This is a genomic window from Planktotalea arctica (genome assembly GCF_002105285.1).
Lineage (GTDB): Bacteria > Pseudomonadota > Alphaproteobacteria > Rhodobacterales > Rhodobacteraceae > Planktotalea > Planktotalea arctica.
Genome location: NZ_MUHR01000001.1, coordinates 484532 through 510238, shown reverse-complemented (window position 1 = coordinate 510238; position 25707 = coordinate 484532). Strand labels below are relative to the sequence as shown.

Below are 25707 nucleotides of genomic sequence, written 5' to 3'. Positions count from 1 at the left end.
CCGGAGGCATCCGATTTTTCTTGAAAAATCGCTCATCTCTCCTCGGGAAGTCCCGCGGCCAGGGCGTTCACCGCTGCCGAAGCAATCGCCGAGCCGCCGCGCCGACCGCGCAGCGCCACGAAATCACAGCCACGCGGGCGATCCGCCAATTCCGCTTTGCTTTCCGCCGCACCGACAAAACCAACAGGGAATCCAAGGATCACCGCAGGCTTCGGCGCGCCTGCATCGAGCAATTCCAAAAGATGAAACAGCGCCGTCGGGGCATTGCCGATGGCCACGACTGCGCCCTCGAGATGCGGCTCCCACAATTCAACTGCCGCCGCTGAGCGCGTGTTGCCAATCGCTTTCGCATGATCCGGCACACGCGGATCATTCAGCGTGACGATCACCTCGTTCTCGCTTGGCAGGTAGCGCCTGATAATCCCTGCTCCGACCATTTCACAGTCGCAGAGCACCGGCGCGCCAGCCTGCAAGGCGCGGTGTCCAGCCAGATATGCCCCTTGTGAAAACGCGATCCTGTCCGCCACTTCGACCATACCGCAAGCATGGATCAGGCGTACCGCAAGGCTTTGCATCCCCGTATCGAATCGATCCAGATTAGCCTCGGCCCGCACGGTCGCAAAGCTCTGCGCATAAATCGCCATCGGGTCGCGCTCGTAGGGTCTCACGAGCGTTTCCGTGCGCTTTCGGGGCCGTGAGGGTGTTTCGCATGGGGGTATTCTGCATGGTGGTGGTGATCATGCTCGTGATCATGGCCGTGCGCGTGATGGTGATCGTGCTTGTCCTGCATCTCAAGGCGGCACATGCCCGTGCAGAACGTATCGCAAAGCGTGCAGTCCGCGACGTTGGAGCCGGGCGCAGAGGCACCCTGCCCCTCCACATGATGATGATGGCTTTCTTGGACCGCGCCCACTTCGCTCTCAAAGCCCAAGACTTGCGTGCGGTATTTGCACATCACGCAGGTGGGCGGTGGAACCGATCCAAACGCAGGATGCGTGCGATCTTCAGGTTTGATGTGGTGATGGCGGCCATCGTCGAAGGCGAGAACCTGCTCGCGGTACGCGCAAATTCCGCAGTTCGGCGGGGGCGTTTCGCTCATTTGCTCCGTAACGCGCTCTGCGAAGGTCTGCAAAACCTGCGGGTGATCGCCAAGGTAACCTGCTTTGACGAAATCAATCTCAGGATGCTCTGCCGCGACCTGATCGGTAAAGCCGTAAATACGGTCGATCAAAATGCCGCTGAACAGGAAATACGGGAACACGATGACCCGCTTGTAACCCAGCTTGGAGGCGTGTTGCAGGCAGGGTTCAACCAGCGGGAAGGTCACGCCGGAGTAACCGACTTCAAGCCAGCCAAAGCCCATGCCCTCTTGCAACATGCGCGCGATCTTGGCGACGTTGCCGTTTGCGTCAGGGTCAGACGCGCCGCGCCCGATCACTACAAGGCAGGTGTCTTGCAAAGCCACCTCGCCATGCTCCGCGTTCGCGCGCTCAACCGCCTCTTTGATACGACCCCCAGCCGCTGCGACCATTTTGGGATCAACCCCAAGCTCGCGGCCATAGGAAATCTCGATGTCGTGCTTGGCCGCATAGGTGTTCAAGACCGTCGGGATGTCGTTCTTGGAGTGCATCGCGGCAAAGAGCATGCCCGGCACCGCCAAAATCTTGTCGCAGCCCGCATCGCGCAGCTTGTCGAGACCATCGCGGATCACCGGATTGGCGAACTCCAGATAGCCATACTCCATCTCCCATCCCTCGGGCAGATAGGGCGGCAGTTTTTCCGCCAATGTCGAAAATTCATCCACCGCCGACTGGCTACGCGAGCCATGCCCGCAAATCATTACACCGATTTTGCTCATCGCCTCTATGCCTCCTGCAATTCTTCGTCGTCCTGCTCTGCCGCCTCGGCATCGTCAGAACCCGATTTCTTCCCCTTGAGCGCCGCCCAAGCCCCCAGCGCGATCGCCGCACCGATCGCCGCTGCGCCCAGCCAGTGACCATGTCCCGCGACCTCGATCAAATGACCGGGATGGGCAAATGCAGCACTTGTCCAAAGCAGGGCAAGGCAGGCAATCAAAAGCAGTTTCATCAGCTGGGTTTCCTTCATATCGGCAGGCATAGTTGCGGGCCGAACAGGAGAGCAGGCAAGCCTGCGCAAGCCTATCACCACTGACGCATAAGCCCCCTGTTTGGGTCAACCGCCGCGTCACACCGATCCGGCCCCTCAGGGGCGTCGTTCGCCCCCGTATAGGCGCGCACAATATTAGGTTCAAACGGATTCGCGGCCTTTGAAGGCCCATGTGCGGCGCCGCGTGCAAACTGCAGGGGAACACAGGGGTCCGCCCACGGAGATCAGCTTTGCGCTCAACATGTGCAGGTTTGCACGGCAGCTGCGCGCAAACCGGTGTTTCTGTGCGCTTATCGACGGGGTACATCTTGGGCAACGCGACACTGAAGGAATTAAAAATGGGTTTGCTCGTCGATGGGGTCTGGAAGGACCAATGGTATGATACGAAATCTTCGGGCGGCGCGTTCAAACGCAGCACGGCCAAGTTTCGCAACTGGATCACTACCGATGGCAGCGCAGGACCCTCCGGCGCAGGCGGCTTTGCCGCACAATCCGGGCGCTATCATCTCTACGTCAGCTATGCTTGTCCCTGGGCGCATCGCACGTTGATCTTTCGCGCGCTCAAGGGCCTCACCGAGCACATCACCATTTCGGCCGTGCATCCAGACATGCTCTCACAAGGCTGGACTTTCCAGACGGACGCGCATGGCGCAAGCGGCGACACGCTCTATGGTCTGCCCTTCGCACGCGATATCTACACCAAGGCGGACCCTTTGATTTCAGGGCGCGTTACTGTGCCAATCCTGTGGGACAAACAGCGCGAAACCATCGTGTCCAACGAATCCTCCGAGATCATCCGCATGTTCAATTCCGCCTTTGAGGGGATCACGGGCAATACCGATGACTACTGGCCTGAAGAAATGCGGGCAGACATCGAGGAGGTCAACGCGCGCATCTACGACACTATTAATAATGGCGTCTACAAAGCGGGTTTCGCGACCACGCAGGCGGCCTATGACGCCGCGATCACACCTTTGTTCTACAGTCTCGACTGGCTCGAAGAGCGCCTTGGCGAGAAACGCTACCTGATGGGCGATCGCCTGAGCGAAGCGGATTGGCGCCTGTTCACCACGCTCGTGCGCTTTGATCCGGTCTATCATTTGCACTTTAAATGTAATCGCAGCCGCATCGTTGATTACCCTAACCTCTGGGCCTATACGCGCGATCTATTTCAAGTGCCGGGCGTCGAAGAGACGGTCAATATGCACCATATCGTGCGCCATTATCACTACAGTCACGACACGATTAACCCAAATAGGATCATCCCGACCAATCCAGAGCTTGATTTCGCACAGCCCCACGGGCGCAGCTAAGTTGCGCTTGCATAATGTTGCACCATCGCCGCCAAATCCTCTGGCGGCGTCGCACTTTGCACGAAGGCGCAGGCGTTGGGGCTAAGTTGAAAAATCGAGCCATCCGAGAAAAACGAAGTGTTGGTCACGAAAATGATCCGCGCCTCGGGACGCCGGTAACTCGCATAATCAGCAATTACCAATGCTTGCCCCTTCGCAAGTATCAAGTCGAGGATAATCATTTCGAACGGCGTCTTGCGCAGCGCTTCCAGCGCTTCGTCATGATCAACAGCCACAGTGACTTTCATGCCCTGACGCTCCAGACAGGCCTGCCACAAATAGCCCAGCTCCGGCTGGCTTTCGACGATAAGTACTTCCATGACTGACAACCGCTTGTATTCTTTTTGATTACTCTCGGGTTTCTCCCGTAAGCCTTAACAAACCGTTAATTTTGGACAGCGAAGTGAAGGGTTGTCCTAAATTTAAATAGAAACACTTGCAGCTCGGGCGGCTTTCCGCTTGAACGCTGTGGATAAGAATTTTGCATAGGGGCAAATCCACGATGACCACATGGATTACAGTTTGCGACACCTGCAAGCGCGATGATTGGAACGCTGAAACAGACACGCAAACGGATGGTGAGCTGCTCGCCCTTGCCGTGGAGGCCGCGGCTGCTGGCAGCGATGTGAAAACGCGCCGCGTGTCCTGTCTGATGGGGTGCTCGCACAGTTGCAACATCGCCATTCAGGCACCGGGCAAGCTCGCATATACGCTCGGCAAATTTGATGCCAGCGAAGAGGCCGCGGCGGGCATTGTCGAATATGCCGAAAAGCACGCGGCATCGAGCAGCGGGCAAGTTCCGTTTCGCGAATGGCCGCAAACGATCAAAGGACACTTCATCACGCGCCACCCACCTTTGCCCGAGGCTGAATGAACGCCTCTCCCCCCCGCGATCACGGCGGCGGCCTTGACGGAGCAGCAGAGCGGTTCGGCGGCGCGCGCGCAGACTGGATCGATCTATCGACCGGCATCAACCCCGTGCCCTATCCCATCGGCGAAATCAGTGCGCAGGACTGGACGGCCCTGCCGGATGCTGCCGCGCTCGATCGGCTGAATACAGCTGCGCGTACCTTCTGGAACGTGCCAAGCGGCGCTGCAATTTTGCCCGCCCCCGGAGCCTCCGCCCTGATTGCGCGCATTCCCGCGCTGATGCCCTCAGCGCGCGTCGATATTCCAGCGCCGACCTATAACGAACACGCCGCCGCCTTTGGCGCGCAGGGCTGGCAAATCAGCGCGCATGCGCCAAGCGCGCGGGTGCTGGTGCATCCCAACAATCCCGATGGCCGGCTTTGGCGGGCCGCAGACGCCTCTGCCCCCCTCACCATCATCGACGAGAGCTTTTGCGACATCGCGCCCGACGCCAGCCTGATCCATCTGGCCGAGCGCAAAGGCGTGATCCTGCTCAAGAGTTTCGGCAAGTTTTGGGGCCTTGCAGGCCTGCGCCTTGGCTTTGCGATTGGCGATCCTGCCTTGATCACGCACCTAAGCGATTTCACTGGCCCTTGGGCCGTCAGCGGCCCGGCGCTGCGCATCGGCGCACGCGCACTTTGCGATCGAACATGGGCCGTGCAAACGCGCCTGCGCCTGAGCGCCGACGCTGCGCGCCTGGATGCGCTCATGGCCACTCAAAGCGCCACATTGGTGGGTGGAACGCCCCTATTTCGCCTCTACGATGTGGGCGATGCAGAAGCCCTTCAAACCCGCCTCGCGCGCGCGCATATCTGGTCCCGCGTCTTTCCCTACTCGGCGCGATGGCTGCGCCTTGGCCTGCCGGCACCGGATCAATGGGCGCGCCTCGGCAAAGCCCTTAGCGCACAAAGATGAGCAGCGCGAGCATGTTGCTCTGCGCACTTGCGCTTGATGCCCTCATGGGTGAACCGCGCTGGCTCTGGTCGCGCGTGCCCCATCCTGCGGTGCTTATGGGCAAGCTAATCGGCTGGGCCGATCGCACCTTCAACGCGGGGCAATTCAGGCGCGTCAAAGGCGCGTTGGTCATGACCGCACTCGCACTCTTCGCAATCCTGCTCGGGCTGTTGCTCGCGACGCTCGGCCCTGTCGTCGAAATCATAATCGCCGCTATTCTGATCGCACAGAAATCCCTTGCAGAGCACGTCGCCGCCGTCGCAGCCGCTTTGCGTAAATCAACAGGTGACGGCCGCACCGCCGTCGCAATGATTGTTGGGCGCGATACCGCCGATATGGACGATCCTGCAATTGCGCGCAGCGCCATCGAAAGTGCGGCGGAGAATTTCTCCGATGGCGTCATCGCTCCTGCGCTCTGGTTTCTCGTCGCCGGACTGCCAGGGCTTTTGCTCTACAAAATCACCAATACTGCGGATAGCATGATCGGTTATCGCACTCCACGCCACCAAGATTTCGGCTGGGCGGCTGCGCGTTTCGATGATCTGATCAATCTCGTGCCTGCGCGCTTCAGCATGCTGCTCATTGCTCTGCCCTACGGCCTGTTTGGGCGTCTTGGTGAAATAGCGCGCGAAGCACGCCAGCATCGATCCCCAAACGCAGGTTGGCCAGAAGCGGCCATGGCCCGCGCGCTCGGGCTCGCCCTGTCAGGTCCGCGCAGCTATGATGGTGCGATGCGCGACTTCGCATTCGTCAACGTAAATGGACGCAAATCCATCGGCGCAAGCGCGATCGAGGACGCGGTCCGTGCGCTCTGGGTCACATGGGGCGTTTTTGCAGCATTGGTGTTTGCGCTGACACTCTCGGGTTTCTAGACTTCGGTTAATGTTTCTCAAGGATTTAGCCATTATGCCCTCTCGTCTCAGCGCTCTCGCGCTCGCTGCCATGCTCATTTCGGCTCCTGCATACGCGCAACAATGCGGCGGATCTTTTTCCAGCTTCGTCTCGGAATTGAAAAAGGAAGCGGTGCGGCGCGGCCATGCCCCTACCAATGTCGATCGCTTCTTCGCCTCGGCGCGCCAAGACGCGGGCGTGCTCAAGGCAGACCGCTCGCAGGGCGTGTTTCAACTGCCCTTCATCGATTTCTCACGCCGCTTGATCAGCCAGGGCAGGATCAACAAAGGCCGCTCCATGGCCAAAACCTATGATGCGATCTTTGATCGAATCGAACGGGAATACGGTATTTCGCGCGGCGTCCTTCTGGCCTTTTGGGCGTTCGAAACCGATTACGGCGCGGTGCAGGGTGATTTCAACACCGCCAACGCGTTGATCACGCTCGCCCATGACTGCCGCCGCCCCGACCTGTTCCGCCCACAAATCTTCGCAGCCTTGGAATTGTTCGAGCACGGAGATTTTGACCCTGCGCGTACAACGGGCGCTTGGGCCGGTGAAATCGGCATGGTGCAAATGCTGCCCGCTGACATCTTAGAAAACGGTGTGGACGGGGATGGCGATGGGCATGTGTATCTGAAAACCTCCGCCCCTGATGCGCTGATGTCGGGCGGCAAAATGCTAAACGCCCTCGGCTGGCGCAAAGACGAGCCTTGGCTGCAAGAGGTGACGCTCCCCTCCGATTTCGATTGGGCCAAAACAGGCTTGAACCACTCTGCCACAAGCGCGGATTGGCAATCGTTGGGCGTGCGTGCACGTGAAGGCTCTCTTACAGGCGGCCTGCCCGCTTCGATCATTCTACCTCAAGGGCGCAAAGGCCCCGCCTTCATCGCCTATCCCAATTTCCGCGTTTATTTCGAATGGAACCAGAGCTTTACCTATGTGCTCACCGCAGCCTACTTTGCCAACCGGCTGGAAGGGGCTGCAGTCTACAACGCAGGCAATCCAGACACCGGACTGAGCGATGGGCAAATGAAAAGCCTGCAAAGAAAACTTGCGGCGCTTGGTTATAATGTGGGAAAAGTGGATGGCATCCTTGGCGCAAACACCCGCGCTGCAGTGCAGGATATTCAACAAAAACTGGGCATGCCTGCCGATGCCTGGCCCACGCCTGCATTGCTAAGCAAGCTCTGAGCTTCATCTTGCCAATTAAACTCTCGGCCCGCCAGGGCCGAAATAAAATTCCTTTCACAGGAATTTCCAAAACTTTTTGAAAAAGTTTTCGCCCGCTCAGAACGTTTGTGGCTGGTAGGCTTCGGCGTTGCTGAATGCTGTTGCCTTATCTCCGGCATCATTTTCAAAAAGCTTATCCGTCGTCACACCGGGATAACGCGCAAAGGCATCCATCAACTTTTTCGGAAAAAAATGGCTGCCAATAGTCTCGAAGCCCGGCAACTGCGACAAAAGGCTCGCCGTAGATGCAGAACATTGCGCCTGTCCGACCGGGCCCATCTGGCGCGCCAAGGCAAAGGCTTTTTCCGCGACTTCGGGTGAGACCGCTACTTCTTGCAGAACCACATGAAACGTTTCGCGCGCATGGGCACTTTTGTAGACGTTATAAACCTCTGGATTCACGCCATAAATCACATCGTTGCGCTCTGGAATGCGCGGATGCTCGAACGAACCGGCTGGATCCCAAATCACCCGTTGCGAGGCATTGATGACCAGCGCCGTATGCGCCCCGCCACCAGAGCGATTGTTGATCATCGTCACCAATGTCAATGTCGCAGGGCCGGGTTCACGATACGCCATGCGCGTGACGATTTCGTCAGAGGCCCATTCGGATTTCGCACCGCACCCCATCAGGACCAAAGGCAAAAGCAGACACAGAATTAATTTGCGCATCAAGATCGCCCCCGGCAACAAGGCGCGCGCAGAAGTTCCGCCACGCGCCCAAAAATTTTAGCCGTTTACCAGCGCTGCAAACAAAAGAATGCCAATCGCAACGGCTGCGCCCCAAGTGGTATATTTAATAAAACCTTCGAAGGTCTTTTCCTGAACGGATGTATCCATTTCACCGTGCTTATGCTCAGCCATTTATCTTCTCCTCGATGAGACGTTGTTAAACTTGGCGCTGGTTAGCCGATTCCAGATGCGCTGTCACCTATGACCTGAGCGCGCACCCCTGCTATACCAGCTTAATTCATGTCAAATCACGCGCAAGTTTGAAACCGATGCGATTGGGCTCTTCCGTTTCGATCTCTTTGGGCAGTGCGCGCAGCATGACGTTCAACTGGCTTACATGCTGCACAAGCTGCGTTTTACCGGCCGCCGCATCAGAGCCGTAGAAGGTTACGATATCGGGGTCAAAATACCCCATTCCCTCGATCTTGAGCACGCCGGCGTCACCGCCGGTAAACCCCATAGCGACCTCATGTTCGTTATCGAGCTGCTCCTCAAAATTCTGGATATACAAGATCAACCGCTCATAGGCCCATTCTGCCGGGCTTTTCGCCTTGGCCGGCTTGCTGCCCAAGCCTTCCGTGCGCTCGTCGCGGCACTTGCCGTCTTCGGTATGCGCTTCAAAGCGCCGCGGCAGCGCGTCGGCCTCCGCCGCCTCTGCCGAAGTCATAATCTGATCGCCCATTTTAGCTCTCTCCTGCAAGGCCGCGCCCCTAAGCGATGCGGCGATAGACCCAAGCCCCGTCCGCGCGTTTTTCACGCGCAACGCGGCCCTCGATCCAAAGGTGCTGCACATGTGCGATAGATTCAACCAGCGCGAGCCCGTATTCCGCAGGGCCGATCTTGCGCTTGAACAGCGGCGCGAAACATTCACCCGCCGTTGAAGGCGTTTCCAGATGCGCCTCAAGGCGTTTCAAAGCGCCGTGGTGATTGTCGATCAACTGGCGCATGCGCGCGGGCAGGCCGGTGAACGGCAGCTTGTGCCCCCCCAAAACAAGGTGATCGGCGCGCGCCAGCATGTTTAACCGCTCGCATGCCTCAAGCCAGTCGCCAACAGGATCCGCATCCGGCTCGGTCGCGTAGACCCCGATGTTAGAGCTGATCGAGGGCAGAATTTGATCCCCCGCGATCACCAGATTGTCATCGCGCGACCACAGCGTTGCGTGCTCGGGCGCGTGGCCATTGCCCATATGCACATCCCAGGTCCGCCCGCCCGCGCGGATCGTATCGCCCTGCTTGATGCGCCGGTATCCCAGCGGCAAAGGCGCAACCACATCAGAGAAATTGAACGGCCGCTCAGCCGCGCGCTCTGCCAGAACATCATCCGCCATGCCCGCGCTGCGCCAGAATTCCAGCGTCTCGTGGGTCGGCATCGCCTGCTCGTCCAGTTGCAACATGCGCCCCATGAGCCAAGCTGTGCGCGTCGTCCAAAGTTCTGCGCCGTGCTCGCTCTGGAACCAGCCGGCGAGGCCGATATGATCGGGGTGATGATGCGTCACCAACACCCGTGAGACCGGTTTGCCGCCCAAAGGACCGGCCAGAATATCCGCCCAGATCGCGCGAGATTTACGGCTGGCGAAACCTGTGTCGATAATTGTCCAGCTCTCGCCCTCGTCCAGCGCATAGACGTTCACGTGATCCAGTTTCATCGGCAAAGGCAGGCGCATCCAAAGCACACCTGGCGCAACTTCTATTGCACCCGCCCCCTCGGGAGGTTGCTCCCAAGGATAGCGGATCGTGCCCCCCAAATCCTTCACACGCTCGCCAGTTCATCAACACTCAGCGCATAAAGATCACTCTCGCCAACCTGTGCCTCGAGCAACAGGCCCAAGTGCTCGGGCAACAACCGCGTCATGTAGATCTTCGCCAGTTTCGTGCGCGCACCCTTACCTTGCTCGGCCATGGCCGCCTTGAGATGGGCAAAGCCGCCAAGCACACGCGCGAAGGCCATCAGGAAAGGTGCTGCGCCCGCGAACCGCGTATTCAAGTTCTCTTGCGCCAGCATCCACTCGGTACACTCGCGCAGACTTTCCGTGGCGTTCCAAAGCGGCTCCGCCAGCGTCGGGCAAATCTCGCGTGCGCTTTCGGTAAAGCTCTCGATCTCGTCGAGCAGCGCAAAAGCGCCCTCACCGCCGTCCATCAATTTGCGTGCGACAAGGTCCATGGCCTGAATGCCATTGGTACCCTCATAGATCGCCGTGATGCGTACGTCGCGGCTGAACTGCGCAGCCCCGGTTTCTTCAATGAAACCCATGCCGCCATGCACCTGCACGCCCATTTCTGCAACGCGCATGCCCGTGGCCGTGCCAAAGACCTTGGCAATCGGAGTCAGAACAGCGGCGCGTGTCGCCCACTCCGCTTGTCCCGTCGCGGTTTCCATATCGATCGCGGCGGCGCACATCAGCGCGATTGCGCGCGCGGCAAAGACATCAGCCTTCATCACACTCAGCATGCGTCGCACGTCGGCATGATCCATAATCGTGCCGCTGCCCCCCTCGATCGGGCTGCGTCCTTGCTTGCGCTCGCGCGCGTATTCCAGCGCTTTTTGCATAGCCGCTTCGGCCACGCCAACCCCTTGTACGCCGACGCCAAGGCGTGCGTTGTTCATCATGGTGAACATGGCGCGCATTCCGCCGCCTTCGTGCCCCACCAGCCATCCCTGCGCACCGTCGTATTGCATCACCGCTGTCGGGCTGCCGTGGATTCCCAGCTTATGCTCGAGACTGACCACTTTGAGCGTGTTAGCAACACCGGGGTTACCAGCGCTGTCGGGCAGGTACTTGGGCACCAGGAACAGGCTGATCCCCTTGGTCCCTGCCACGCTGCCCGGCAAACGTGCCAACACCAAATGGCACACGTTCGCGGCCACGTCATGATCACCCCAAGTGATGTAAATCTTCTGACCCGTCACGCTGTAACTGCCGTCATCATTTGGCACAGCCTTGCTGCTCAATGCCCCCACGTCGCTGCCCGCATGCCCTTCTGTCAGGTTCATCGTGCCAGTCCATTCACCCGAAATCAGCTTGGGCAAATACACTGCCTTGAGCGCATCAGACCCGTGACATTCAAGCGCTTCGATCTGCCCTTGTGTCATCATCGGTGCAAGTTGTAGCGACAGGCACGCACCCGCCATCATTTCGTTCACAACCGTCGTTATGCTCATGGGGAGACCCATGCCGCCGTGCTCCGGATCTGCGGAAATGCCAACCCAGCCGCCATCAGCGATCGCGCGGTAGCCCTCGATAAAGCCAGGAGGCGTACGCACAACTCCGTTTTCCAAACGCGCGGGTGCCGTGTCACTGACGCGATTGAGCGGTACAAGAACCTCTTCGCTCAGATTTGCCGCTTCGCTCAGGATCGCGGTGACCACATCATCGCTGGCATCCGCAAAGCGGTCTTGCCCTGCGATCGACGCAAAATCGACCACGTGATCAAATAAAAACTGAAAATCGGCAAGCGGGGCGCGGTAGGGCATAGAAGTGCCTCTCTTTTTTAAGGCGCGCACACAGCCATCGGCTGTTACGCGGCGCTTGGCATGGAACGCACAGGCAAGTATGCCTGCGCAAAACTCCGGCCACTCTACAAATCGCGGTGCAGGCCCCGCAACGAAAACGCAGCGTCAATCAAAGGATCACATCACGTGACGGAACGGCTTACTTCATCCCACGCCGATATTGCGCGAGCTGCTGCCATTTTGCGCGCACAAGGGCTGATCGCTTTTCCAACAGAAACGGTCTATGGCCTTGGCGCGGATGCCCGCGACGGGCGCGCGGTGGCGCGTATTTATGCCGCCAAGGGAAGGCCCAGCTTCAACCCTCTGATCGTGCATGTGGCAGATGCCCAGCGCGCGCGCGCACTCGGGAAATGGAGCGATGCAGCGCAAGCGCTTGCTGATGCGTTCTGGCCCGGTCCTTTATCCCTTGTCCTGCCCCTGCGCAAAGATGCGGGCCTGAGCGATTTGGTCACGGCCGGCCTGCAAAGTGTCGCGATACGTGTGCCTGCGGGCGATCTTGCGCAGGATTTGCTGCGCGCTTTCGACGGTCCTATTGCAGCACCCTCCGCCAATCCATCAGGCCGCATCAGCCCGACAACGGCGGCGCATGTGCTTGCGGGGCTGGAGGGCAGAATAGACGCAATTCTCGATGGCGGGGCCTGCGGCGTCGGACTTGAATCGACGATCATCGGCCTGACAGGTGCGGTGCCGACGCTTTTGCGTGCAGGCGGCGTGCCGCGCGAAGCGATCGAAGCGCAGCTGGGCTTTGCGCTCGCTCATCCAGAAAGCAGTATGATTTCAGCACCTGGTCAACTCGCCTCGCACTATGCGCCAAACGCGCGCATGCGCCTTGATGCAAAGGATTGGCGCGAGGGCGAACTGACCCTAGGCTTTGGACAGATGGAATGTGATCTGAACCTCTCGGAAAGCGCCGATCTGCTCGAAGCGGCGGCCAATCTTTTCGGGCATCTTCATTTGCTCGACGCAATGGACGGTGCGCAAATCGCAGTTGCCCCGATCCCGCAGACCGGACTTGGTGCCGCGATCAACGATCGCCTCGGCCGCGCCGCCGCGCCGCGCTAACCGTTCAGCATTCGCGCAGCGAACGCGCCCTGAAGATAAGTGACTCGCCCCGATGCAAAACTCGCAGCAATGCGCCCCGTAGAGCAGTCCTCTACCAGCACATCCGCGCGCAAACCTGCGCTCAGTGTGCCGCGATCGTGCAGGCCTAGTATCGCCGCAGGGCCGCTTGATAAAAGCGCCCAGGCGCGGGGGAAATCACATGCGCCCGCAGCCACCAGCTTGCCGACAGATTGGCGCAGCGCGGGGTAGTGATAATCAGAGGCCAGCGCATCGCAAAGCCCCTCGCGGATCAGATCCACCGCCGAAACATTACCCGCGTGGCTGCCCCCGCGCATCACATTGGGCGCACCCAGAATGATATGCCCACCGCCGCTGCGCGCAGCCTCTGCCGCCTCTCGCGTTTCCGGGAACTCGGAAATTTGTGCGCCCATTGCGCGAAACTGCGCGCGCTGCACGGCGCTGTGATCATCGTGGCTGCCGATGAGGCAACCCGCCTCGATCAAGCGCTGCGCAAACTCCGCAAGCGCACAGGGCACGTCGCCGCGTCGCGCATGAAGCGCCTGCATCAATGCGAGATGCGCCTCTGGGCTGCGCCCACTTTTTAACGCCGTGCCGGTCAGGCGTGCAGGCTTGCGCCCCTCGTCCAGACGTTTATGCGGAATGTGATCGTTGAGCACCACATAACCGATGCCATGCGCCTCGATTAGCGCCAGCATATCAGCGTAATCGTCAATCATATGGGTTTCCACGCGTAATTGCGCACGCATGTCGATCAGCTGATCTGCGCGCGTCACGTCAAGCGCATCAAGGAATTTGCGCGCAAATTCCGGCGCACGCAAACCACCCTCCCAACTGTAGAACTGCGCCATCACGGCGGTAGTAATCCCGTTGCTGGCCAGATCCGCCTCCGCCGAGGCAATGCCCGCGCGCATATCGGTCATCGCGCCGCGGCGCGGTGCCAGATGCCGCTCGAACCCGTCCCCATGGATATCCACGATACCCGGCAAAAAGCGAAAACCACGCGCATCTACGCGCCGTGCACCAGTGCCGCCCCCATCACTGATGCGCCCCTGCGAGAGTGTCAGGCGATCACCAAGAGAGCCATCGGCGAGCAAAACCTCGCCACCCTCAAAACTCAGATCAACGGCGCTGTTTGTCATTTGTCAACTCGTCTATCACTGTCTCGACAACGTCGCGCCAATCCAGATCGGGATCAAAGGCACCGTTTTCCAGAAACAACACCGTCTCGCCGATCACACGAAAATTATTCATCATGAACGTATGGGTCACAGGCAGCGTTATATGCGCTTTCATACCTTGCAATTTGGTCGATGCCACCGACACTTTGCCATCGTCCGGCCCATCGATCAAAGCAGAGAAAAACGGACTGAGCGATTGGTCCCCTGCGATGATCCCAAGCTCGTAATCCGCTGGCGGCAAACGGCGCGGCAGACTATCCGTACCTGTGCCAAGCTGCATGCCCGCAGGGCCGTTGAGCCACCCGAAGGCATCAAAGTCACCAAAAATATCAACGATTTGGCTACCTTGATTGGGCGGAGCGAGCATGACGACACGGCCCAGATTAGGCGGGCGATGGTCACGCAGCCATTCACGCAGCAGAATACCGCCCATGGAATGCGTGACAAAATGAATCTTCTGCGCGCCGCATTTCGCGACCGCTTCGGGCAGGGTGATATCGACCAGCGTCTGCACCGTCGCCTTGGTCGAGGGATAGCCCGGGCGCACCACATCAAAACCCCGTTCGCGCAGGACTTCTTCCATCAGCGCGAAGGACGTTTCGGTGCGCGCAAGCCCGTGCAGCAGCACGGCGCACTCGGCGGCGGCGCTGACAGGCATCAAGGCAAAAGCAAGAGCAAAGCGTATCATGTGAATCAAGTAAGCCCTTTACCCTGCGGACAAAAGGGCTTTGTCGCGATGCGCGGCGGCTCGCCGATCTACGCGCGCGCTATTTTCGCATACTCTGGCTGTAGATCGTCAGGCCAACCCCGCAGAGCACGGCGCAGGTTGCAACGGCAAAGCGCAACGTGAGCGCCTCGCCCAGAAAAAGCGCGCCACCAAGCGCCGCGATCACAGGCACAGTCAATTGCGCCACCGCTGCGCTCGGCAAGCTGATCTGCGGGAGCACGCGATACCAAAGCGCATAGCCCATGCCCGACGTAACTGCCCCCGAGAGTATGGCCAGCAGCGCCCCGCGCAAGCTTGTACTATCGGGCAGCAATATCCAGGCGATCACCGCAACTGGCGCAGCCAAAATAAACGCCAGTGCCGTCGCCCCGAGCGGATCGCCCCCGCGCGCGCCCGCAAGCGTATAAAGCGTCCAGCCAACGGCAGCGAGCAACATCAGCCCTGCGCCGATCTTGTCGATCGGGTCAGCGCCATCAGGCCAGAGCAGATAGCACAGCCCACCAAAGGCCAGCGCAGCCCCCATCCAACTGAGCGCGCCGATCGAGTGCCCCCGCGCCAGCGTGATCGCAAAGGACATAACCTGCACTGCACCAAACAGGATCAACGCGCCGGGGCCTGTGGGCAGAGTGATGTAGGCATAGGAGAAACCCAGCGCATACAAGAGCAGCATGCCCGCGCTCCAGAGCGCATGAGTGCTGAACTTGGGTCGCGCACCGCCTCGCATCAAGACAAGAAGCGCAAGCGTCACCGCACCTGCGATCAGCCGTATCATCGCATAGCTGGCCGGCCCCGTTTCCATATCGCCTATTTCCATCGCACCCGAGCCATCCGTCGCAAGCGCGAGCCGGTTAAGGATAGAGTTGGACGCAAAGGCGGTCATCACAGCAGCGATCAGCCAGAATAGTTTCATATCAGCGATAGCCCCAATGCCAGAATTGCCGAGAAGCCCAAGACCGTCAGCAGCCTCAAATGCAGGCGTAACAGCAGATAGGCTGCGATCACGCTTAACGTCAAAGCGCGCCAGTCCAGCGTGGCCAAGTCAGGTGCCCAGCCCAACATCCCGCGCTCGACACTGGCGAACATAACATTGAGCGCGAACCAGATCGAGAGGTTGGCGATCACACCTACGACAGCCGCCGTGATCGCCGACAACGCGCCGTTCAGGCGTGGCTGCGCCGAAACCCACTCCAGATACGGCGCGCCCGCGAAGATCCACAAGAAACAAGGCACGAACGTCACCCAAAGCGTGACCAGCGCCGCCAAAATGCCAAGGCCAAAACCGCCAGCGTTATAGCCCGCAAGAAAGCCGACGAATTCAGTGACGAGGATCAACGGACCCGGCGTCGTTTCCGCGAGGCCCAAGCCGTCGATCATCTCGCCCGCGCTGATCCAGCCTAGGCTTTGCACCACCTCCTGCCCCATAAAAGCCAGCACAGCATAGGCTCCGCCAAAAGTGACGGTGGCAAGTTTGGAGAAGAACACGGCAAGCTGAAATAAGAAATCCTGGCCAAAGACGAAGCCAAGAAACAGGATCGGAGCCCACCACAGCGCACCCCAGATCGCGATCGTCGTGAGGGTTTGTATGATCGGAACGCGCGGCACCGGCACATAGGCAGCCTTGGGCGTCGTGATATATCCGATCAGCGCCGCCGCGCCGATAACCGCAGGAAAGGGCAACGCAAACACGAAGATGGCGATGAAACTTGCCAGCGCCAAGCCCCAGTGCAGCGGTGCATTGAACGCACGCCTGGCCACTTTGATCAATGCTTCGAGCACGATCGCCAGAACCGCCGCCTTGACCCCAAGGAACAGGGTTTGCACCAGCGGCACGTCGCCGTAGCTGACGTAGATCATCGCCAGCGCAAGGATTACCGCGGCACCGGGCAGCACGAACAGCAGCCCCGCGATCAACCCGCCAAGCGTGCCGCGCAGACGCCAGCCCGAATAGGTCGCAAGCTGCATCGCTTCAGGTCCGGGTAGCAGCATGCAGAACGACAGACCTGACAAAAATTCCTTCTCGTTCAACCACTTACGCTCTTCCACCAACTCCTTGTGCATGAGCGCAATCTGCGCAGCAGGGCCGCCGAAGGACAGGCAACCAATCTTGCCAAAGCTGCGCAGAAGTTCCGGAAAAGGTGTCAAACCGCACCCACCTTTGTGCCTGCCTTTGCACCGGGATGCGCATCATAGTCATGCGCTTCGCACGCCCAACGATAACGCGCGTCAAGCTGCTCAAAGGCGATGGTGTTTGGAGCGGTCATGCCGCATCCTTGCGCTGGGGGAACAAGGACACAAAACTTTGGCCGAGGCCTCGCGGAGCGTTTCCTGACCCCTTGGCAGTGAAAAAGTTGCACGGCAGCGACAGAGACATTCCAGGACTGCGCGCAGGGGCGGCTTACGTTTTCGCTTCTTTGAAAGACACCAGTTTGTTTCGCTCACCGTCCCACAGATCGAGCCGCGCGCATTTGAAGCTTTGCATCAATGTCATGCGGCCGCACTCCACCAGTTCTTCATGATCGCGCAGCACGTCGCCAAGGCGATAGAACGGAATGCGGCTATACAGGTGATGAACGTGGTGAATGCCGATATTGGCCGTGAACCAACGTAGCACCGGGGGCAGATCATAATGTGAGCTGCCGTGCAGCGCCGCCTCGTGAAGCTGCCAGTCCTCATGGGTTTTCCAGTGCGTGTCCTCAAACTGGTGCTGCACGTAAAACAGCCATACACCGATTGATGCAGCGATCAGGATCGTCGGTAGTGTGACCAAAACCAACGCTTGCCAGCCGATGAAATACACGATCGCGATCGCGATCACGGCGGCAGCAAAATTGGTACCCATCGCAGAAATCCAGTATTTCTTTCCCTGCTTCATCAAGCCAAGTGGCAGGCGGTTCTGAAAGATGAACAAATATGTAGGTCCAAGGCCAAACAACACCGCTGGGTGGCGATAAAGCCGGTACAGGAAGCGCCCAAACGGCGTACGCGCGTTGTATTCTTCGACCGTCAAGGTCATTACATCACCAATCCCACGATGATCAAGATCACCCGCATGGCTATGATGGATCGAATGTGTGCGCCGCCACACATCATAGGGCGTCAAGGTAAACACCCCAATGGTGCGGCCAACCCAATCACTAAGCGTGCGGTTGTCGTAAAACGAACCATGGCCACAATCATGTTGAATGCAGAACATGCGCAGCAAAAAGCCGCCGTTCAGAACAGCAATTACAAAAGCAGCGGTATAACTGAAAGAGGCCATCCAGCAGGCAAAAGCCCACAGCGCGATGAAAGGGATGACACTGACCCCAAGCTCGAAACTGCTGCGCAGCGTATCGGGTTCGCGGTACTTGGCCAACACAGAGACCCACTCGCGCGCGTCATTGAAATTTTGCGTTCTTGGGTCGGTTGTCATAGCCTGCTCGTTTTTATTTCTCCGCCTTGCGATACAGCAATGCGTTAACTAAGCAAGTCGGCAATTGCTTGATCGCGGCAACTTGACCTGTTTTCAGCTTAAAGCGGATGTATTTCGACGCTGTTAACAGCGTCGAAAAATCCAAACCGCGAACGCAAACTTTTGATACCACCCGTATCTGCTTGCGGGCGGCACCCCTTTCGCGCAATATATTCTCCTTACTCACACTAGCGCACCCCTGAGCAAAGGATCGCTTTGGAGGTCTGCTTGCCACTACACTGCCCGCCAGATCCAAGCGCACCCACAGCGCCGAAACCACGCTGGAATTTTGCGTTCCGCATCGCGTTGATCACCGCTTTCTATGTCGCATTGCTGATCGGGGGCGGCTACATCGCAAGCGTAATCCGCAATCTGGCGGGCGCTGAATTTGGCACCATCCACGCACCCAGCTTGCAAGTGATTGTCATCGCCTCCGCGCTGATCTTCGCGCTCACCTCCGCCCTACCGTTCGTACCGGGGGCGGAGATCGGGCTTGGCATGCTCATGCTGCTTGGCGGGGCCTACGCGCCGCTGGTCTATCTTTGTATGCTTTTCGCGCTGATGCTGGCCTTTAGCGTCGGTCAATGGGTGCCGCTCACACTGCTAAGCCGCGGATTTGGCTGGCTCAATCTACGGAAAACGCAAGCCTTGCTGGAGCGCGCCGCAGAACTGACGCCGCAGGAACGGTTGAACAGCCTCCTCGAAGCCGCGCCCAGCCGTTTCGTGCCGCTTTTGCTGCGCTACCGCTATCTTGCCGTGCTGATACTGGTCAACACACCCGGCAATTCGCTGATCGGCGGCGGCGGCGGCATCGCTCTCATGGCAGGGTGTTCGGGGCTGTTCAAATGGCATCACTTTGCCCTTGCTATGGCCCTCGCGATTGCGCCGATCCCGATTGCCTTCTATCTGGCGCACTAACCCGCCTTCCCTTTCAAGAGATTCAAAACCCAAGAGATTCCATGTCGCGCGCTGAACGCCTTTTAAGTTTGATGGACGAATTTCGCACCCATCGCCGCCCTGTTTCGGGGACAGATTTAGCGCAAAACCTAGGCGTTTCCATTCGCACGCTCTACCGTGATATCGCCTCTTTGCGCGCGCTAGGCGCAGATATAGAGGGTGAACCGGGTGTCGGTTATGTGCTCAATTCGGGCTTTATGTTGCCACCCATTATGTTCACCGTCGAAGAGGTGGATGCGCTCGTCCTAGGATCGCTCTGGGTGGCAGACAAGGCGGACAGGCCCATGGCCGAAGCGGCGCGCAAGGCTATGGCGCGCCTCACCGCTGTGATGCCCGTCGAGCTTTCCGATCGCACGGAGGCCAAATATCTGGACGTCACCCCCGGTCATCATGGCGAGCATGAAAGCATCGACATGGCTGCGATACGCAGCGCGATTCATCATGAACGCAAGATTAGCGTAACCTACACCGATGCCGCAGGCAAAGCATCCGAACGTGTCATCTGGCCGTTCTTCATCAGTTATCTGGACGGTGCACGGATGATTTCCGCATGGTGCGAATTGCGCGAAAGCATTCGCCATTTTCGCACGGATCGCATGGTGTCACTCACAGAAATGCCAACCCGCTATCCGCGTCGCCGCCATGATCTGATCAAGGATTGGCGCGCTTTGGAATCTCGCAAATTTCCACACAAGTAGACTACTGCCACTTTCTGACACTGCCCTTCGCTATTCAGGTTTCAGAAAACCGGACAGATAGGATGTCAGACAATGGAAAACGAGCTAATCAACGCGGTTATCAACGCAAACAACGCCGCCGTCGGCAAGGGTGACATGGACGCAATCCTCGCCACGTTCGAGGAAAACGGCGCTCTCGTCGGTCAGCCCGGGCAACTCGCCCAAGGTGCACTAGCGCTGCGCGAAGCCTTTGCAGGGTTTATGGCGATCAACCCGCAAATCAGCGTAATCGATCATGAGGTCATTCAAGCAGGCGATATCGCGCTGCATTCCTCGACTTGGAAGATGAGCGGCAAGACCCCCGATGGTCATCCGATCGAGCAGAGTGGATTTTCAACCGTAGTGCTGCGCAAGCAAGGGGATGGCACGTGGCTGATGGTGATCGACAATCCGTTCGGCGATCATCTGTGCAAGGCAAGCGGGTTGGCCTGAACTCACCAAACAAAAAGGGGCCGCTAGATAGCGACCCCAATCTTGGTCTTGGTAGAATGGATACATGATCACATCCCGGCAAATGCCGGGGTGTTTACATCATGCCGCCCATGCCGCCCATTCCGCCCATGTCAGGCATGCCGCCGCCGCCGGCGCCGCCCTTCTCAGGCTTGTCGGCAACCATGGCTTCGGTTGTGATCAGCAAGGATGCAACGGATGCCGCGTCCTGAAGCGCTGTACGCACAACTTTGGCAGGGTCAATCACGCCGAACTTGAACATGTCGCCATACTCTTCGGTCTGCGCGTTGAAGCCGAACGTGAGATCAGAGCTTTCACGGATCTTGCCCGCAACAACCGCACCGTCAACACCAGCATTCTCGGCGATCTGGCGCAGAGGCGCTTCGATTGCTTTGCGAATGATGGAAATGCCCACGTCTTGGTCGCTGTTCGCGCCCTTGAGACCCTCAAGGTGCTTACCAGCCTGAACCAGAGCAACACCACCGCCAACGACAACACCTTCTTGAACCGCAGCGCGGGTCGCGTTCAGTGCATCGTCAACACGGTCTTTACGCTCTTTGACTTCTGTCTCGGACATGCCGCCAACGCGGATAACCGCAACGCCGCCTGCGAGTTTCGCAACGCGCTCTTGCAGCTTCTCTTTGTCGTAATCAGAAGACGTCTCTTCGATCTGGCCACGGATCTGGGATACGCGGGCTTCGATCTCGGCCTTAGAGCCAGCGCCGTCAACGATGGTTGTCTCGTCTTTGGTGATCTGGATCTTCTTGGCTGTACCAAGCATATCCATCGTCACGTTCTCGAGCTTCATGCCGAGATCTTCGGAGATCACCTGACCGCCTGTAAGGATCGCGATGTCCTGCAACATGGCTTTGCGGCGATCGCCGAAACCAGGTGCTTTGACTGCTGCGATTTTCAGACCGCCGCGCAGTTTGTTAACCACGAGCGTTGCAAGGGCTTCGCCCTCGACATCTTCTGCGATGATCAGAAGCGGCTTTTGCGACTGGATCACGGACTCAAGCAGTGGAACCATTGCTTGCAAAGAAGAAAGCTTCTTCTCGTGCAGCAAGATCATGCAATCTTCCAGCTCTGCCGTCATTTTGTCAGCATTTGTGACAAAGTAAGGGGACAGGTAGCCACGGTCGAACTGCATGCCTTCAACAACGTCTGTCTCTGTCTCGAGGCCTTTGTTCTCTTCAACAGTGATAACGCCTTCGTTACCGACTTTCTGCATCGCGTCTGCGATCTGACGACCGATTTCCGCTTCGCCGTTTGCAGAGATTGTGCCAACCTGAGCAACTTCGTCGGAATCGTTGACGGGACGTGCAGCCGCTTTGATCGCTTCAACAACTTTCGCTGTTGCAAGGTCGATACCGCGCTTGAGGTCCATCGGGTTCATGCCAGCTGCTACTGACTTCAGGCCTTCGCGAACGATCGCTTGTGCCAGAACTGTTGCAGTCGTTGTACCGTCGCCAGCTTCGTCATTGGTACGCGAAGCGACTTCTTTGACCATCTGTGCGCCCATGTTCTCGAACTTGTCTTCAAGCTCGATCTCTTTGGCAACAGAAACGCCGTCTTTCGTGATGCGCGGCGCGCCGAAAGACTTGTCCAGAAGGACGTTACGGCCTTTGGGGCCGAGTGTGACTTTGACAGCGTCCGCAAGAATGTTGACGCCTTTCAGCATCTTTGTCCGTGCGTCCGTGTCGAATTTTACTTCTTTAGCAGCCATTATGAATGCTCCACTTTATTTGAATTTGAAGGAATGAAAGGGCGTGCGCGCTTAGGACAGAATGCCCAGAACGTCGCTCTCTTTCATCATCAACAGCTCTTCGCCGTCGACGGTGACTTCTGTGCCGGACCATTTGCCGAACAGAACACGATCGCCGTCTTTGACTGCCATTTCGATCAGCTCGCCGCTGTCCTTGCGCGCGCCTTCGCCGCAAGCGACGATAACGCCCTCAGCAGGCTTTTCTTTTGCGCTATCGGGAATGATCAATCCGCCAGCAGTTTTCTCTTCGCCTTCTGTACGACGAACCAACACGCGATCGTGAAGTGGTTTCAATGCCATCTTTGCAGCTCCTTAAGCTCAAATGGTTACAATTTCGTCCCCAAACCCTGAGGTTTTTCGTGGGGCGTTAGCACTCATACGGAGTGAGTGACAACATAGCTTAGGTAAGTAGCTCACCGAGCCGAGTCAACAGGCCTCTTTCAAAGTTTTTTTCTTTTCGTGCGCGCCCGTTCAGGCCAAGCTGCAAGCAGACAAAGTGCGAAGGGAACATTATGCAAATCTGGCGAAAAATCACGAGATTGGCGATCACTCTCGCTACATTTGCCACGCTGACGAGCACCGCTTCAGCTAGCTGCGAGGGCACCGACCTGCGCGCAGGATTGAACCCACAGGAGCGCATGGCCATCGATGCAAAGATCGCCGCGACGCCCTATGCTAGCGGCAATCACTGGCGCGCTGTGCGCGGCGGGCAGGTTATTCACCTGATTGGAACCATCCATCTGAACGATGCGCGGCTTGATCCGATCACAGAGCGGTTGCGCGGCGTCATCGAGGCCTCCGATCTATTGTTACTAGAAATGGGGCCAGAGGAAGAAGAAGCCCTGAAGTCGGATATGGTAGGTCGTCCAGAGCTGTTGTTCCTGCAAGAACAAACCTTGCCCGCGCTGCTTTCCGAAGCGGATTGGCAAGATCTTGCCGCCGCTATGAAAGCACGCGGCGTACCGCCCATGATCGCTTCGCGGTTCCAACCTTGGTATCTGTCGGTAATGCTTGGCATGCCGCCGTGCCTTGCGGAGCAATTGATGGGCGATGGTGCTTTGGGTCTCGACAATCGGCTTCGTGATATCGCCCTCGGCGCGGGTGTGCCTGTGCGCGGACTCGAGCCGCATGACACCTTGTTTACCCTTTTCGGGGACGAGCCAATCGAAGATCAGATCGACGTGATGCTTCTAGGCTTGGAAACTCAGGATCAGAGCCTCGATATGATGCAAACGGTGATCGCGGCTTATTACGATGAAAGCCATGCACAGGCTTGGGAAATGTCGCGCCATGCGGTGATGCAGATTAAGAGCAAGCCGGCAGAGCGGCTGCGGGAGTTGTTTGCGCAAATGGAGGAAGACCTGCTGATCGCGCGCAATGTGGCGTGGATACCTGTGATTTTGGACGCGCTTGAGGGGCACCGGCAGATCACAATCGCAGCAGGCGCAGGACATCTCGCTGGTGAAGCGGGTGTTTTGGCACTACTTGAGGCGGAGGGATTTACCTTGGAGCGTTTGCCGTTTTGAGGCTGCGGGATTTGAGTTTAAAGGGCAAGATGAAGCGGAGCGTGGCGCGTTAACCTTAATCGCTGTTAGGGTTAACGCGCGTTGGTCAGGCGGCTAGGCCGCGCCCTTTGAGCAATGCCTCAACCCCGGGCATGCGTCCGCGAAAGGCCAGATAAAGCTCTGTCGCATCCTTAGAGCCACCAGAACTTAAGACGGTATCCGCAAGGCGCTTGGCGGTGGCGCTGTCAAACGGATCGCCCGCCTCCTCGAACGCCTCGAAGGCGTCCGCGTCCATCACTTCGGACCACATATAGCTGTAGTACCCGCTGGAATAACCGTCCCCCGCGAAGACATGCGCAAATTGCGGCGTCGCGTGGCGCATGCCGATGGCGCGGGGCATCCCGATTTTGGCAAGGACTTCCGCCTGTTTCTGCATCGGATCGTCAGGCGCATTGCCCTCGTGGAAGGCCAGATCGACCAGCGCAGAAGCGACGTATTCAACGGTAGAAAAGCCCATATCATAGGTCGCCGCACCGAGCACTTTGTCGAGCAGCGCCTGCGGCATCGGCTCGCCCGTTTGTGCGTGCGTGGCAAATTCAGCGAGCACCTCGGGGACTTCTAACCAGTGCTCGTAGAGTTGACTGGGCAATTCGACGAAATCGCGCGCGACGCAGGTGCCCGACACGCTCTCGTAGTCCACATCAGAGAGCATCTGGTGCAGCGCATGCCCAAATTCGTGGAACAGCGTGCGTGCGTCGTCATAGCTGAGCAGCGCGGGTTTTCCGCTGGAGGGTTTGGCGAAGTTGCACACATTTATGACGATCGGGGTTTGTTTGGCGGGTTTCTTCGCCTGCCCGCGCATCGCAGAGCACCACGCGCCAGAGCGTTTGGAGCCACGCGCAAAGTAATCGCCAATGAAGACCGCAACATGCGTACCGTCTCTCATGACCTCCCAAGCGCGGCAATCGTTATGGTAAAGTGGTAAATCCAGCGGCGCAAATTCAAGGCCGAACAGGCGCGTGGCGCAGGAAAAGCTCGCCTCGATCATCCGGTCGAGTTGCAGGTACGGCTTTAACTCTGCCTCGTCCAGATCATGCTCTGCCTTGCGGCGTTGCTCTGAATAATAACGCCAATCCCAAGGCTCCAGCAGCCCCTTGATGCCATCGGCATGGAGCATTTCCTCCAAGATGGCGGCATCCTTTTGCGCGTGTTGCTTGGCGGGTTGCCAGACTTGCATAAGCAAATCACGCGCCGCATCAGGCGTGCCTGCCATTTCGGTTTCGAGCTTGTAATGGGCGAAATCGGGATAGCCGAGCAGCTTTGCGCGCGTCTCGCGCAGTTTCAGCGTCTCGCCTGCAATCCCCCGATTGTCGGTTTCCCCGCCATTGGCCCCGCGCGCGGCCCAAGCATTATAAGCCTTTTCGCGCAAATCGCGCCGTGGGCTGAACTGCAAGAACGGCACGATCAACGAGCGCGAGAGCGTGACCACCGCGCCGCCTGCGTTCTTTTCCTCACCAGCGGCGCGCGCGGCGTCTTGCACGAAGTCGGGCAATTCTGTCAAAGCTTCGTCCGACAATGGCATGAACCATACGGATTCATCCTTGAGCAAGTTCTGGACGAACTGCGTTCCCAGAACAGCGAGACGCGATTTAACCTCTTTCATTTCATCCGCCTCAGCCCCCGTCAAAGCAGAGCCAGCACGAATGAAGCTGCGCCGCGTGAGCATCAAAACGCGCGCCTGTTCGTCGTTCAGATCGAGCGTGTCGCGCGCATCCCAGAGCGTTTCGATCCGCTGGAACAGCGCGATATTGGCGTAGATCGCCGAGCTATGCGCAGAAAGCAGCGGCGAGAAATCACGCTGCAATTCCTGACGCTTGGGCGTGCTATCCGCGCCTGCGAGCGAAAAGAAGACAGAGAGCACCTTGTCGAGCGCCGCACCCGCGCCCTCAAGCGCCTCGATGGTATTATCGAACGTCGGCGCATCCACGCGTGATGCAATCACCTCGATCTCGGCCAGATGCGCGCTGAGTGCCGCGTCAAGCGCAGGGGCGAAATGCTCGTCCTCTATCTCGGCGAAAGGCGCGATTTGAAACGGGGTCGTCCAGTCTTGGAGCAGGGGATTGGTCATTTAGCTCTCCTTTGCGCTAG

29 protein-coding genes are annotated in these 25707 nt (G+C 58.4%); 10 read left to right on the top strand and 19 right to left on the bottom strand.

Features of this window, described 5'->3' with window-relative positions:
- Window positions 1–32: 32 nt before the first annotated feature.
- Genes B9P63_RS02590 through B9P63_RS02580 form a run of 3 tightly spaced genes read right to left on the bottom strand, consistent with a single transcriptional unit; the run spans window position 33 to window position 2088 of the window.
- Complete coding sequence (locus B9P63_RS02590) at window positions 33–668, bottom strand: precorrin-8X methylmutase (RefSeq protein ID WP_085306961.1); 636 nt, start codon at window positions 666–668, stop codon at window positions 33–35.
- A complete protein-coding gene (locus tag B9P63_RS02585) occupies window positions 665–1858 on the bottom strand; it encodes a sirohydrochlorin chelatase (RefSeq protein ID WP_085306960.1) in 1194 nt (397 codons plus the stop codon). Before B9P63_RS02585 ends, B9P63_RS02590 begins: the two co-directional genes overlap by 4 nt.
- Window positions 1859–1863: 5 nt before the next feature.
- On the bottom strand, window positions 1864–2088 hold the full coding sequence (locus tag B9P63_RS02580; RefSeq protein ID WP_085307073.1) for a DUF6732 family protein: 225 nt from the start codon (window positions 2086–2088) through the stop codon (window positions 1864–1866).
- Between the two features lie 377 nt (window positions 2089–2465).
- Between B9P63_RS02580 and B9P63_RS02575 the strand changes: the two genes are divergently transcribed.
- Window positions 2466–3440 carry a glutathione S-transferase family protein gene (locus B9P63_RS02575; protein WP_085307072.1) on the top strand — a complete coding sequence of 325 codons (975 nt, stop codon included), beginning with the start codon at window positions 2466–2468 and terminating at the stop codon, window positions 3438–3440.
- Here B9P63_RS02575 and B9P63_RS02570 read toward each other — a convergent pair.
- Window positions 3437–3799, bottom strand: coding sequence for a response regulator (locus tag B9P63_RS02570; RefSeq protein WP_085306959.1), 363 nt, complete (start codon window positions 3797–3799; stop codon window positions 3437–3439). The genes B9P63_RS02575 and B9P63_RS02570 overlap by 4 nt on opposite strands.
- Window positions 3800–3981: 182 nt before the next feature.
- Here B9P63_RS02570 and B9P63_RS02565 point away from each other — a divergent pair, with 182 nt between their 5' ends.
- From B9P63_RS02565 to B9P63_RS02550, 4 genes are read left to right on the top strand one after another with little or no spacing between them, the layout of a single operon-like run.
- Window positions 3982–4353, top strand: a complete 372-nt coding sequence (locus tag B9P63_RS02565; protein WP_085306958.1) for a DUF1636 family protein — start codon at window positions 3982–3984, stop codon at window positions 4351–4353.
- Window positions 4350–5303, top strand: a complete 954-nt coding sequence (locus B9P63_RS02560; protein ID WP_085306957.1) for a threonine-phosphate decarboxylase — start codon at window positions 4350–4352, stop codon at window positions 5301–5303. Before B9P63_RS02565 ends, B9P63_RS02560 begins: the two co-directional genes overlap by 4 nt.
- Window positions 5300–6214 carry an adenosylcobinamide-phosphate synthase CbiB gene (gene cbiB, locus B9P63_RS02555; protein WP_085306956.1) on the top strand — a complete coding sequence of 305 codons (915 nt, stop codon included), beginning with the start codon at window positions 5300–5302 and terminating at the stop codon, window positions 6212–6214. Before B9P63_RS02560 ends, cbiB begins: the two co-directional genes overlap by 4 nt.
- 34 nt (window positions 6215–6248) lie before the next feature.
- On the top strand, window positions 6249–7424 hold the full coding sequence (locus tag B9P63_RS02550) for a lytic murein transglycosylase (RefSeq protein WP_085307071.1): 1176 nt from the start codon (window positions 6249–6251) through the stop codon (window positions 7422–7424).
- Between the two features lie 96 nt (window positions 7425–7520).
- On the opposite strand, the gene B9P63_RS02545 is transcribed toward B9P63_RS02550, so the two are convergent.
- The 5 genes from B9P63_RS02545 to B9P63_RS02525 form a co-directional block, all read right to left on the bottom strand.
- Window positions 7521–8135 (bottom strand): hypothetical protein, encoded by a 615-nt coding sequence (locus tag B9P63_RS02545; RefSeq protein ID WP_085307070.1) that lies wholly within the window; start codon window positions 8133–8135, stop codon window positions 7521–7523.
- A gap of 57 nt (window positions 8136–8192) precedes the next feature.
- On the bottom strand, window positions 8193–8327 hold the full coding sequence (locus B9P63_RS02540; protein WP_085306955.1) for an aa3-type cytochrome c oxidase subunit IV: 135 nt from the start codon (window positions 8325–8327) through the stop codon (window positions 8193–8195).
- A 106-nt stretch (window positions 8328–8433) separates the two neighbouring features.
- Window positions 8434–8877 (bottom strand): DUF6173 family protein, encoded by a 444-nt coding sequence (locus B9P63_RS02535; RefSeq protein WP_085306954.1) that lies wholly within the window; start codon window positions 8875–8877, stop codon window positions 8434–8436.
- Window positions 8878–8905: 28 nt separating this feature from the next.
- Window positions 8906–9940 carry an MBL fold metallo-hydrolase gene (locus B9P63_RS02530; protein ID WP_095532984.1) on the bottom strand — a complete coding sequence of 345 codons (1035 nt, stop codon included), beginning with the start codon at window positions 9938–9940 and terminating at the stop codon, window positions 8906–8908.
- A gap of 5 nt (window positions 9941–9945) precedes the next feature.
- Window positions 9946–11667: an acyl-CoA dehydrogenase gene (locus tag B9P63_RS02525; RefSeq protein ID WP_085306952.1), complete on the bottom strand. Its 1722-nt coding sequence runs from the start codon at window positions 11665–11667 to the stop codon at window positions 9946–9948.
- Between the two features lie 165 nt (window positions 11668–11832).
- On the opposite strand from B9P63_RS02525, the gene B9P63_RS02520 reads away from it, so the two are divergent.
- Window positions 11833–12768, top strand: coding sequence for an L-threonylcarbamoyladenylate synthase (locus tag B9P63_RS02520; RefSeq protein WP_245830526.1), 936 nt, complete (start codon window positions 11833–11835; stop codon window positions 12766–12768).
- Here the strand turns inward: B9P63_RS02520 and B9P63_RS02515 are convergent.
- The 7 genes from B9P63_RS02515 to B9P63_RS02490 form a co-directional block, all read right to left on the bottom strand.
- Window positions 12765–13928 (bottom strand): alpha-D-ribose 1-methylphosphonate 5-triphosphate diphosphatase, encoded by a 1164-nt coding sequence (locus B9P63_RS02515; protein ID WP_085306950.1) that lies wholly within the window; start codon window positions 13926–13928, stop codon window positions 12765–12767. The two genes, B9P63_RS02520 and B9P63_RS02515, sit on opposite strands and share 4 nt — an antisense overlap.
- A complete protein-coding gene (locus B9P63_RS02510) occupies window positions 13909–14655 on the bottom strand; it encodes an esterase/lipase family protein (RefSeq protein WP_085306949.1) in 747 nt (248 codons plus the stop codon). The genes B9P63_RS02515 and B9P63_RS02510 overlap by 20 nt, the downstream gene beginning before the upstream one ends.
- A 79-nt stretch (window positions 14656–14734) precedes the next feature.
- A complete protein-coding gene (locus B9P63_RS02505; protein ID WP_085306948.1) occupies window positions 14735–15604 on the bottom strand; it encodes a DMT family transporter in 870 nt (289 codons plus the stop codon).
- Entirely contained in the window at window positions 15601–16836 is a 1236-nt protein-coding gene (gene chrA / locus B9P63_RS02500) for a chromate efflux transporter (RefSeq protein WP_085306947.1), read from the bottom strand. Before chrA ends, B9P63_RS02505 begins: the two co-directional genes overlap by 4 nt.
- Window positions 16833–16955 (bottom strand): hypothetical protein, encoded by a 123-nt coding sequence (locus tag B9P63_RS19515; RefSeq protein ID WP_281252285.1) that lies wholly within the window; start codon window positions 16953–16955, stop codon window positions 16833–16835. Before B9P63_RS19515 ends, chrA begins: the two co-directional genes overlap by 4 nt.
- A 134-nt stretch (window positions 16956–17089) precedes the next feature.
- Window positions 17090–18106 carry a fatty acid desaturase gene (locus B9P63_RS02495; RefSeq protein ID WP_085306946.1) on the bottom strand — a complete coding sequence of 339 codons (1017 nt, stop codon included), beginning with the start codon at window positions 18104–18106 and terminating at the stop codon, window positions 17090–17092.
- A gap of 13 nt (window positions 18107–18119) precedes the next feature.
- Window positions 18120–18332: a hypothetical protein gene (locus tag B9P63_RS02490; RefSeq protein WP_085306945.1), complete on the bottom strand. Its 213-nt coding sequence runs from the start codon at window positions 18330–18332 to the stop codon at window positions 18120–18122.
- 41 nt (window positions 18333–18373) lie between these two features.
- Here B9P63_RS02490 and B9P63_RS02485 point away from each other — a divergent pair, with 41 nt between their 5' ends.
- The 3 genes from B9P63_RS02485 to B9P63_RS02475 all read left to right on the top strand — a co-directional run bounded on the left by B9P63_RS02485 (window position 18374) and on the right by B9P63_RS02475 (window position 20271).
- Window positions 18374–19063: a hypothetical protein gene (locus tag B9P63_RS02485; protein WP_139816186.1), complete on the top strand. Its 690-nt coding sequence runs from the start codon at window positions 18374–18376 to the stop codon at window positions 19061–19063.
- Between the two features lie 41 nt (window positions 19064–19104).
- Window positions 19105–19800 carry a helix-turn-helix transcriptional regulator gene (locus B9P63_RS02480; RefSeq protein ID WP_085306943.1) on the top strand — a complete coding sequence of 232 codons (696 nt, stop codon included), beginning with the start codon at window positions 19105–19107 and terminating at the stop codon, window positions 19798–19800.
- 72 nt (window positions 19801–19872) lie between these two features.
- Window positions 19873–20271 carry a YybH family protein gene (locus tag B9P63_RS02475; protein ID WP_085306942.1) on the top strand — a complete coding sequence of 133 codons (399 nt, stop codon included), beginning with the start codon at window positions 19873–19875 and terminating at the stop codon, window positions 20269–20271.
- Window positions 20272–20365: 94 nt separating this feature from the next.
- Here the strand turns inward: B9P63_RS02475 and groL are convergent, their stop codons facing one another.
- Window positions 20366–22015, bottom strand: a complete 1650-nt coding sequence (groL, locus tag B9P63_RS02470; RefSeq protein WP_085306941.1) for a chaperonin GroEL — start codon at window positions 22013–22015, stop codon at window positions 20366–20368.
- Window positions 22016–22066: 51 nt separating this feature from the next.
- Window positions 22067–22354 carry a co-chaperone GroES gene (locus tag B9P63_RS02465; protein ID WP_085306940.1) on the bottom strand — a complete coding sequence of 96 codons (288 nt, stop codon included), beginning with the start codon at window positions 22352–22354 and terminating at the stop codon, window positions 22067–22069.
- A gap of 338 nt (window positions 22355–22692) precedes the next feature.
- Here B9P63_RS02465 and B9P63_RS02460 point away from each other — a divergent pair, with 338 nt between their 5' ends.
- Window positions 22693–23580, top strand: a complete 888-nt coding sequence (locus B9P63_RS02460; protein WP_176219081.1) for a TraB/GumN family protein — start codon at window positions 22693–22695, stop codon at window positions 23578–23580.
- 85 nt (window positions 23581–23665) lie between these two features.
- Here the strand turns inward: B9P63_RS02460 and B9P63_RS02455 are convergent, their stop codons facing one another.
- Window positions 23666–25687, bottom strand: coding sequence for a M3 family metallopeptidase (locus B9P63_RS02455; protein WP_085306938.1), 2022 nt, complete (start codon window positions 25685–25687; stop codon window positions 23666–23668).
- Window positions 25688–25707 lie beyond the last annotated feature (20 nt).

Coding starts and splice junctions, on each gene's coding strand:
- B9P63_RS02585 (WP_085306960.1), bottom strand. CDS start 1,858: ATGAGCAAAATCGGTGTAATGATTTGCGGGCATGGCTCGCGTAGCCAG.
- B9P63_RS02580 (WP_085307073.1), bottom strand. CDS start 2,088: ATGAAACTGCTTTTGATTGCCTGCCTTGCCCTGCTTTGGACAAGTGCT.
- B9P63_RS02575 (WP_085307072.1), top strand. CDS start 2,466: ATGGGTTTGCTCGTCGATGGGGTCTGGAAGGACCAATGGTATGATACG.
- B9P63_RS02570 (WP_085306959.1), bottom strand. CDS start 3,799: ATGGAAGTACTTATCGTCGAAAGCCAGCCGGAGCTGGGCTATTTGTGG.
- B9P63_RS02565 (WP_085306958.1), top strand. CDS start 3,982: ATGACCACATGGATTACAGTTTGCGACACCTGCAAGCGCGATGATTGG.
- B9P63_RS02560 (WP_085306957.1), top strand. CDS start 4,350: ATGAACGCCTCTCCCCCCCGCGATCACGGCGGCGGCCTTGACGGAGCA.
- cbiB (WP_085306956.1), top strand. CDS start 5,300: ATGAGCAGCGCGAGCATGTTGCTCTGCGCACTTGCGCTTGATGCCCTC.
- B9P63_RS02550 (WP_085307071.1), top strand. CDS start 6,249: ATGCCCTCTCGTCTCAGCGCTCTCGCGCTCGCTGCCATGCTCATTTCG.
- B9P63_RS02545 (WP_085307070.1), bottom strand. CDS start 8,135: ATGCGCAAATTAATTCTGTGTCTGCTTTTGCCTTTGGTCCTGATGGGG.
- B9P63_RS02540 (WP_085306955.1), bottom strand. CDS start 8,327: ATGGCTGAGCATAAGCACGGTGAAATGGATACATCCGTTCAGGAAAAG.
- B9P63_RS02535 (WP_085306954.1), bottom strand. CDS start 8,877: ATGGGCGATCAGATTATGACTTCGGCAGAGGCGGCGGAGGCCGACGCG.
- B9P63_RS02525 (WP_085306952.1), bottom strand. CDS start 11,667: ATGCCCTACCGCGCCCCGCTTGCCGATTTTCAGTTTTTATTTGATCAC.
- B9P63_RS02515 (WP_085306950.1), bottom strand. CDS start 13,928: ATGACAAACAGCGCCGTTGATCTGAGTTTTGAGGGTGGCGAGGTTTTG.
- B9P63_RS02510 (WP_085306949.1), bottom strand. CDS start 14,655: ATGATACGCTTTGCTCTTGCTTTTGCCTTGATGCCTGTCAGCGCCGCC.
- B9P63_RS02505 (WP_085306948.1), bottom strand. CDS start 15,604: ATGAAACTATTCTGGCTGATCGCTGCTGTGATGACCGCCTTTGCGTCC.
- B9P63_RS19515 (WP_281252285.1), bottom strand. CDS start 16,955: ATGACCGCTCCAAACACCATCGCCTTTGAGCAGCTTGACGCGCGTTAT.
- B9P63_RS02495 (WP_085306946.1), bottom strand. CDS start 18,106: ATGACAACCGACCCAAGAACGCAAAATTTCAATGACGCGCGCGAGTGG.
- B9P63_RS02480 (WP_085306943.1), top strand. CDS start 19,105: ATGTCGCGCGCTGAACGCCTTTTAAGTTTGATGGACGAATTTCGCACC.
- B9P63_RS02475 (WP_085306942.1), top strand. CDS start 19,873: ATGGAAAACGAGCTAATCAACGCGGTTATCAACGCAAACAACGCCGCC.
- groL (WP_085306941.1), bottom strand. CDS start 22,015: ATGGCTGCTAAAGAAGTAAAATTCGACACGGACGCACGGACAAAGATG.
- B9P63_RS02465 (WP_085306940.1), bottom strand. CDS start 22,354: ATGGCATTGAAACCACTTCACGATCGCGTGTTGGTTCGTCGTACAGAA.
- B9P63_RS02460 (WP_176219081.1), top strand. CDS start 22,693: ATGGCCATCGATGCAAAGATCGCCGCGACGCCCTATGCTAGCGGCAAT.
- B9P63_RS02455 (WP_085306938.1), bottom strand. CDS start 25,687: ATGACCAATCCCCTGCTCCAAGACTGGACGACCCCGTTTCAAATCGCG.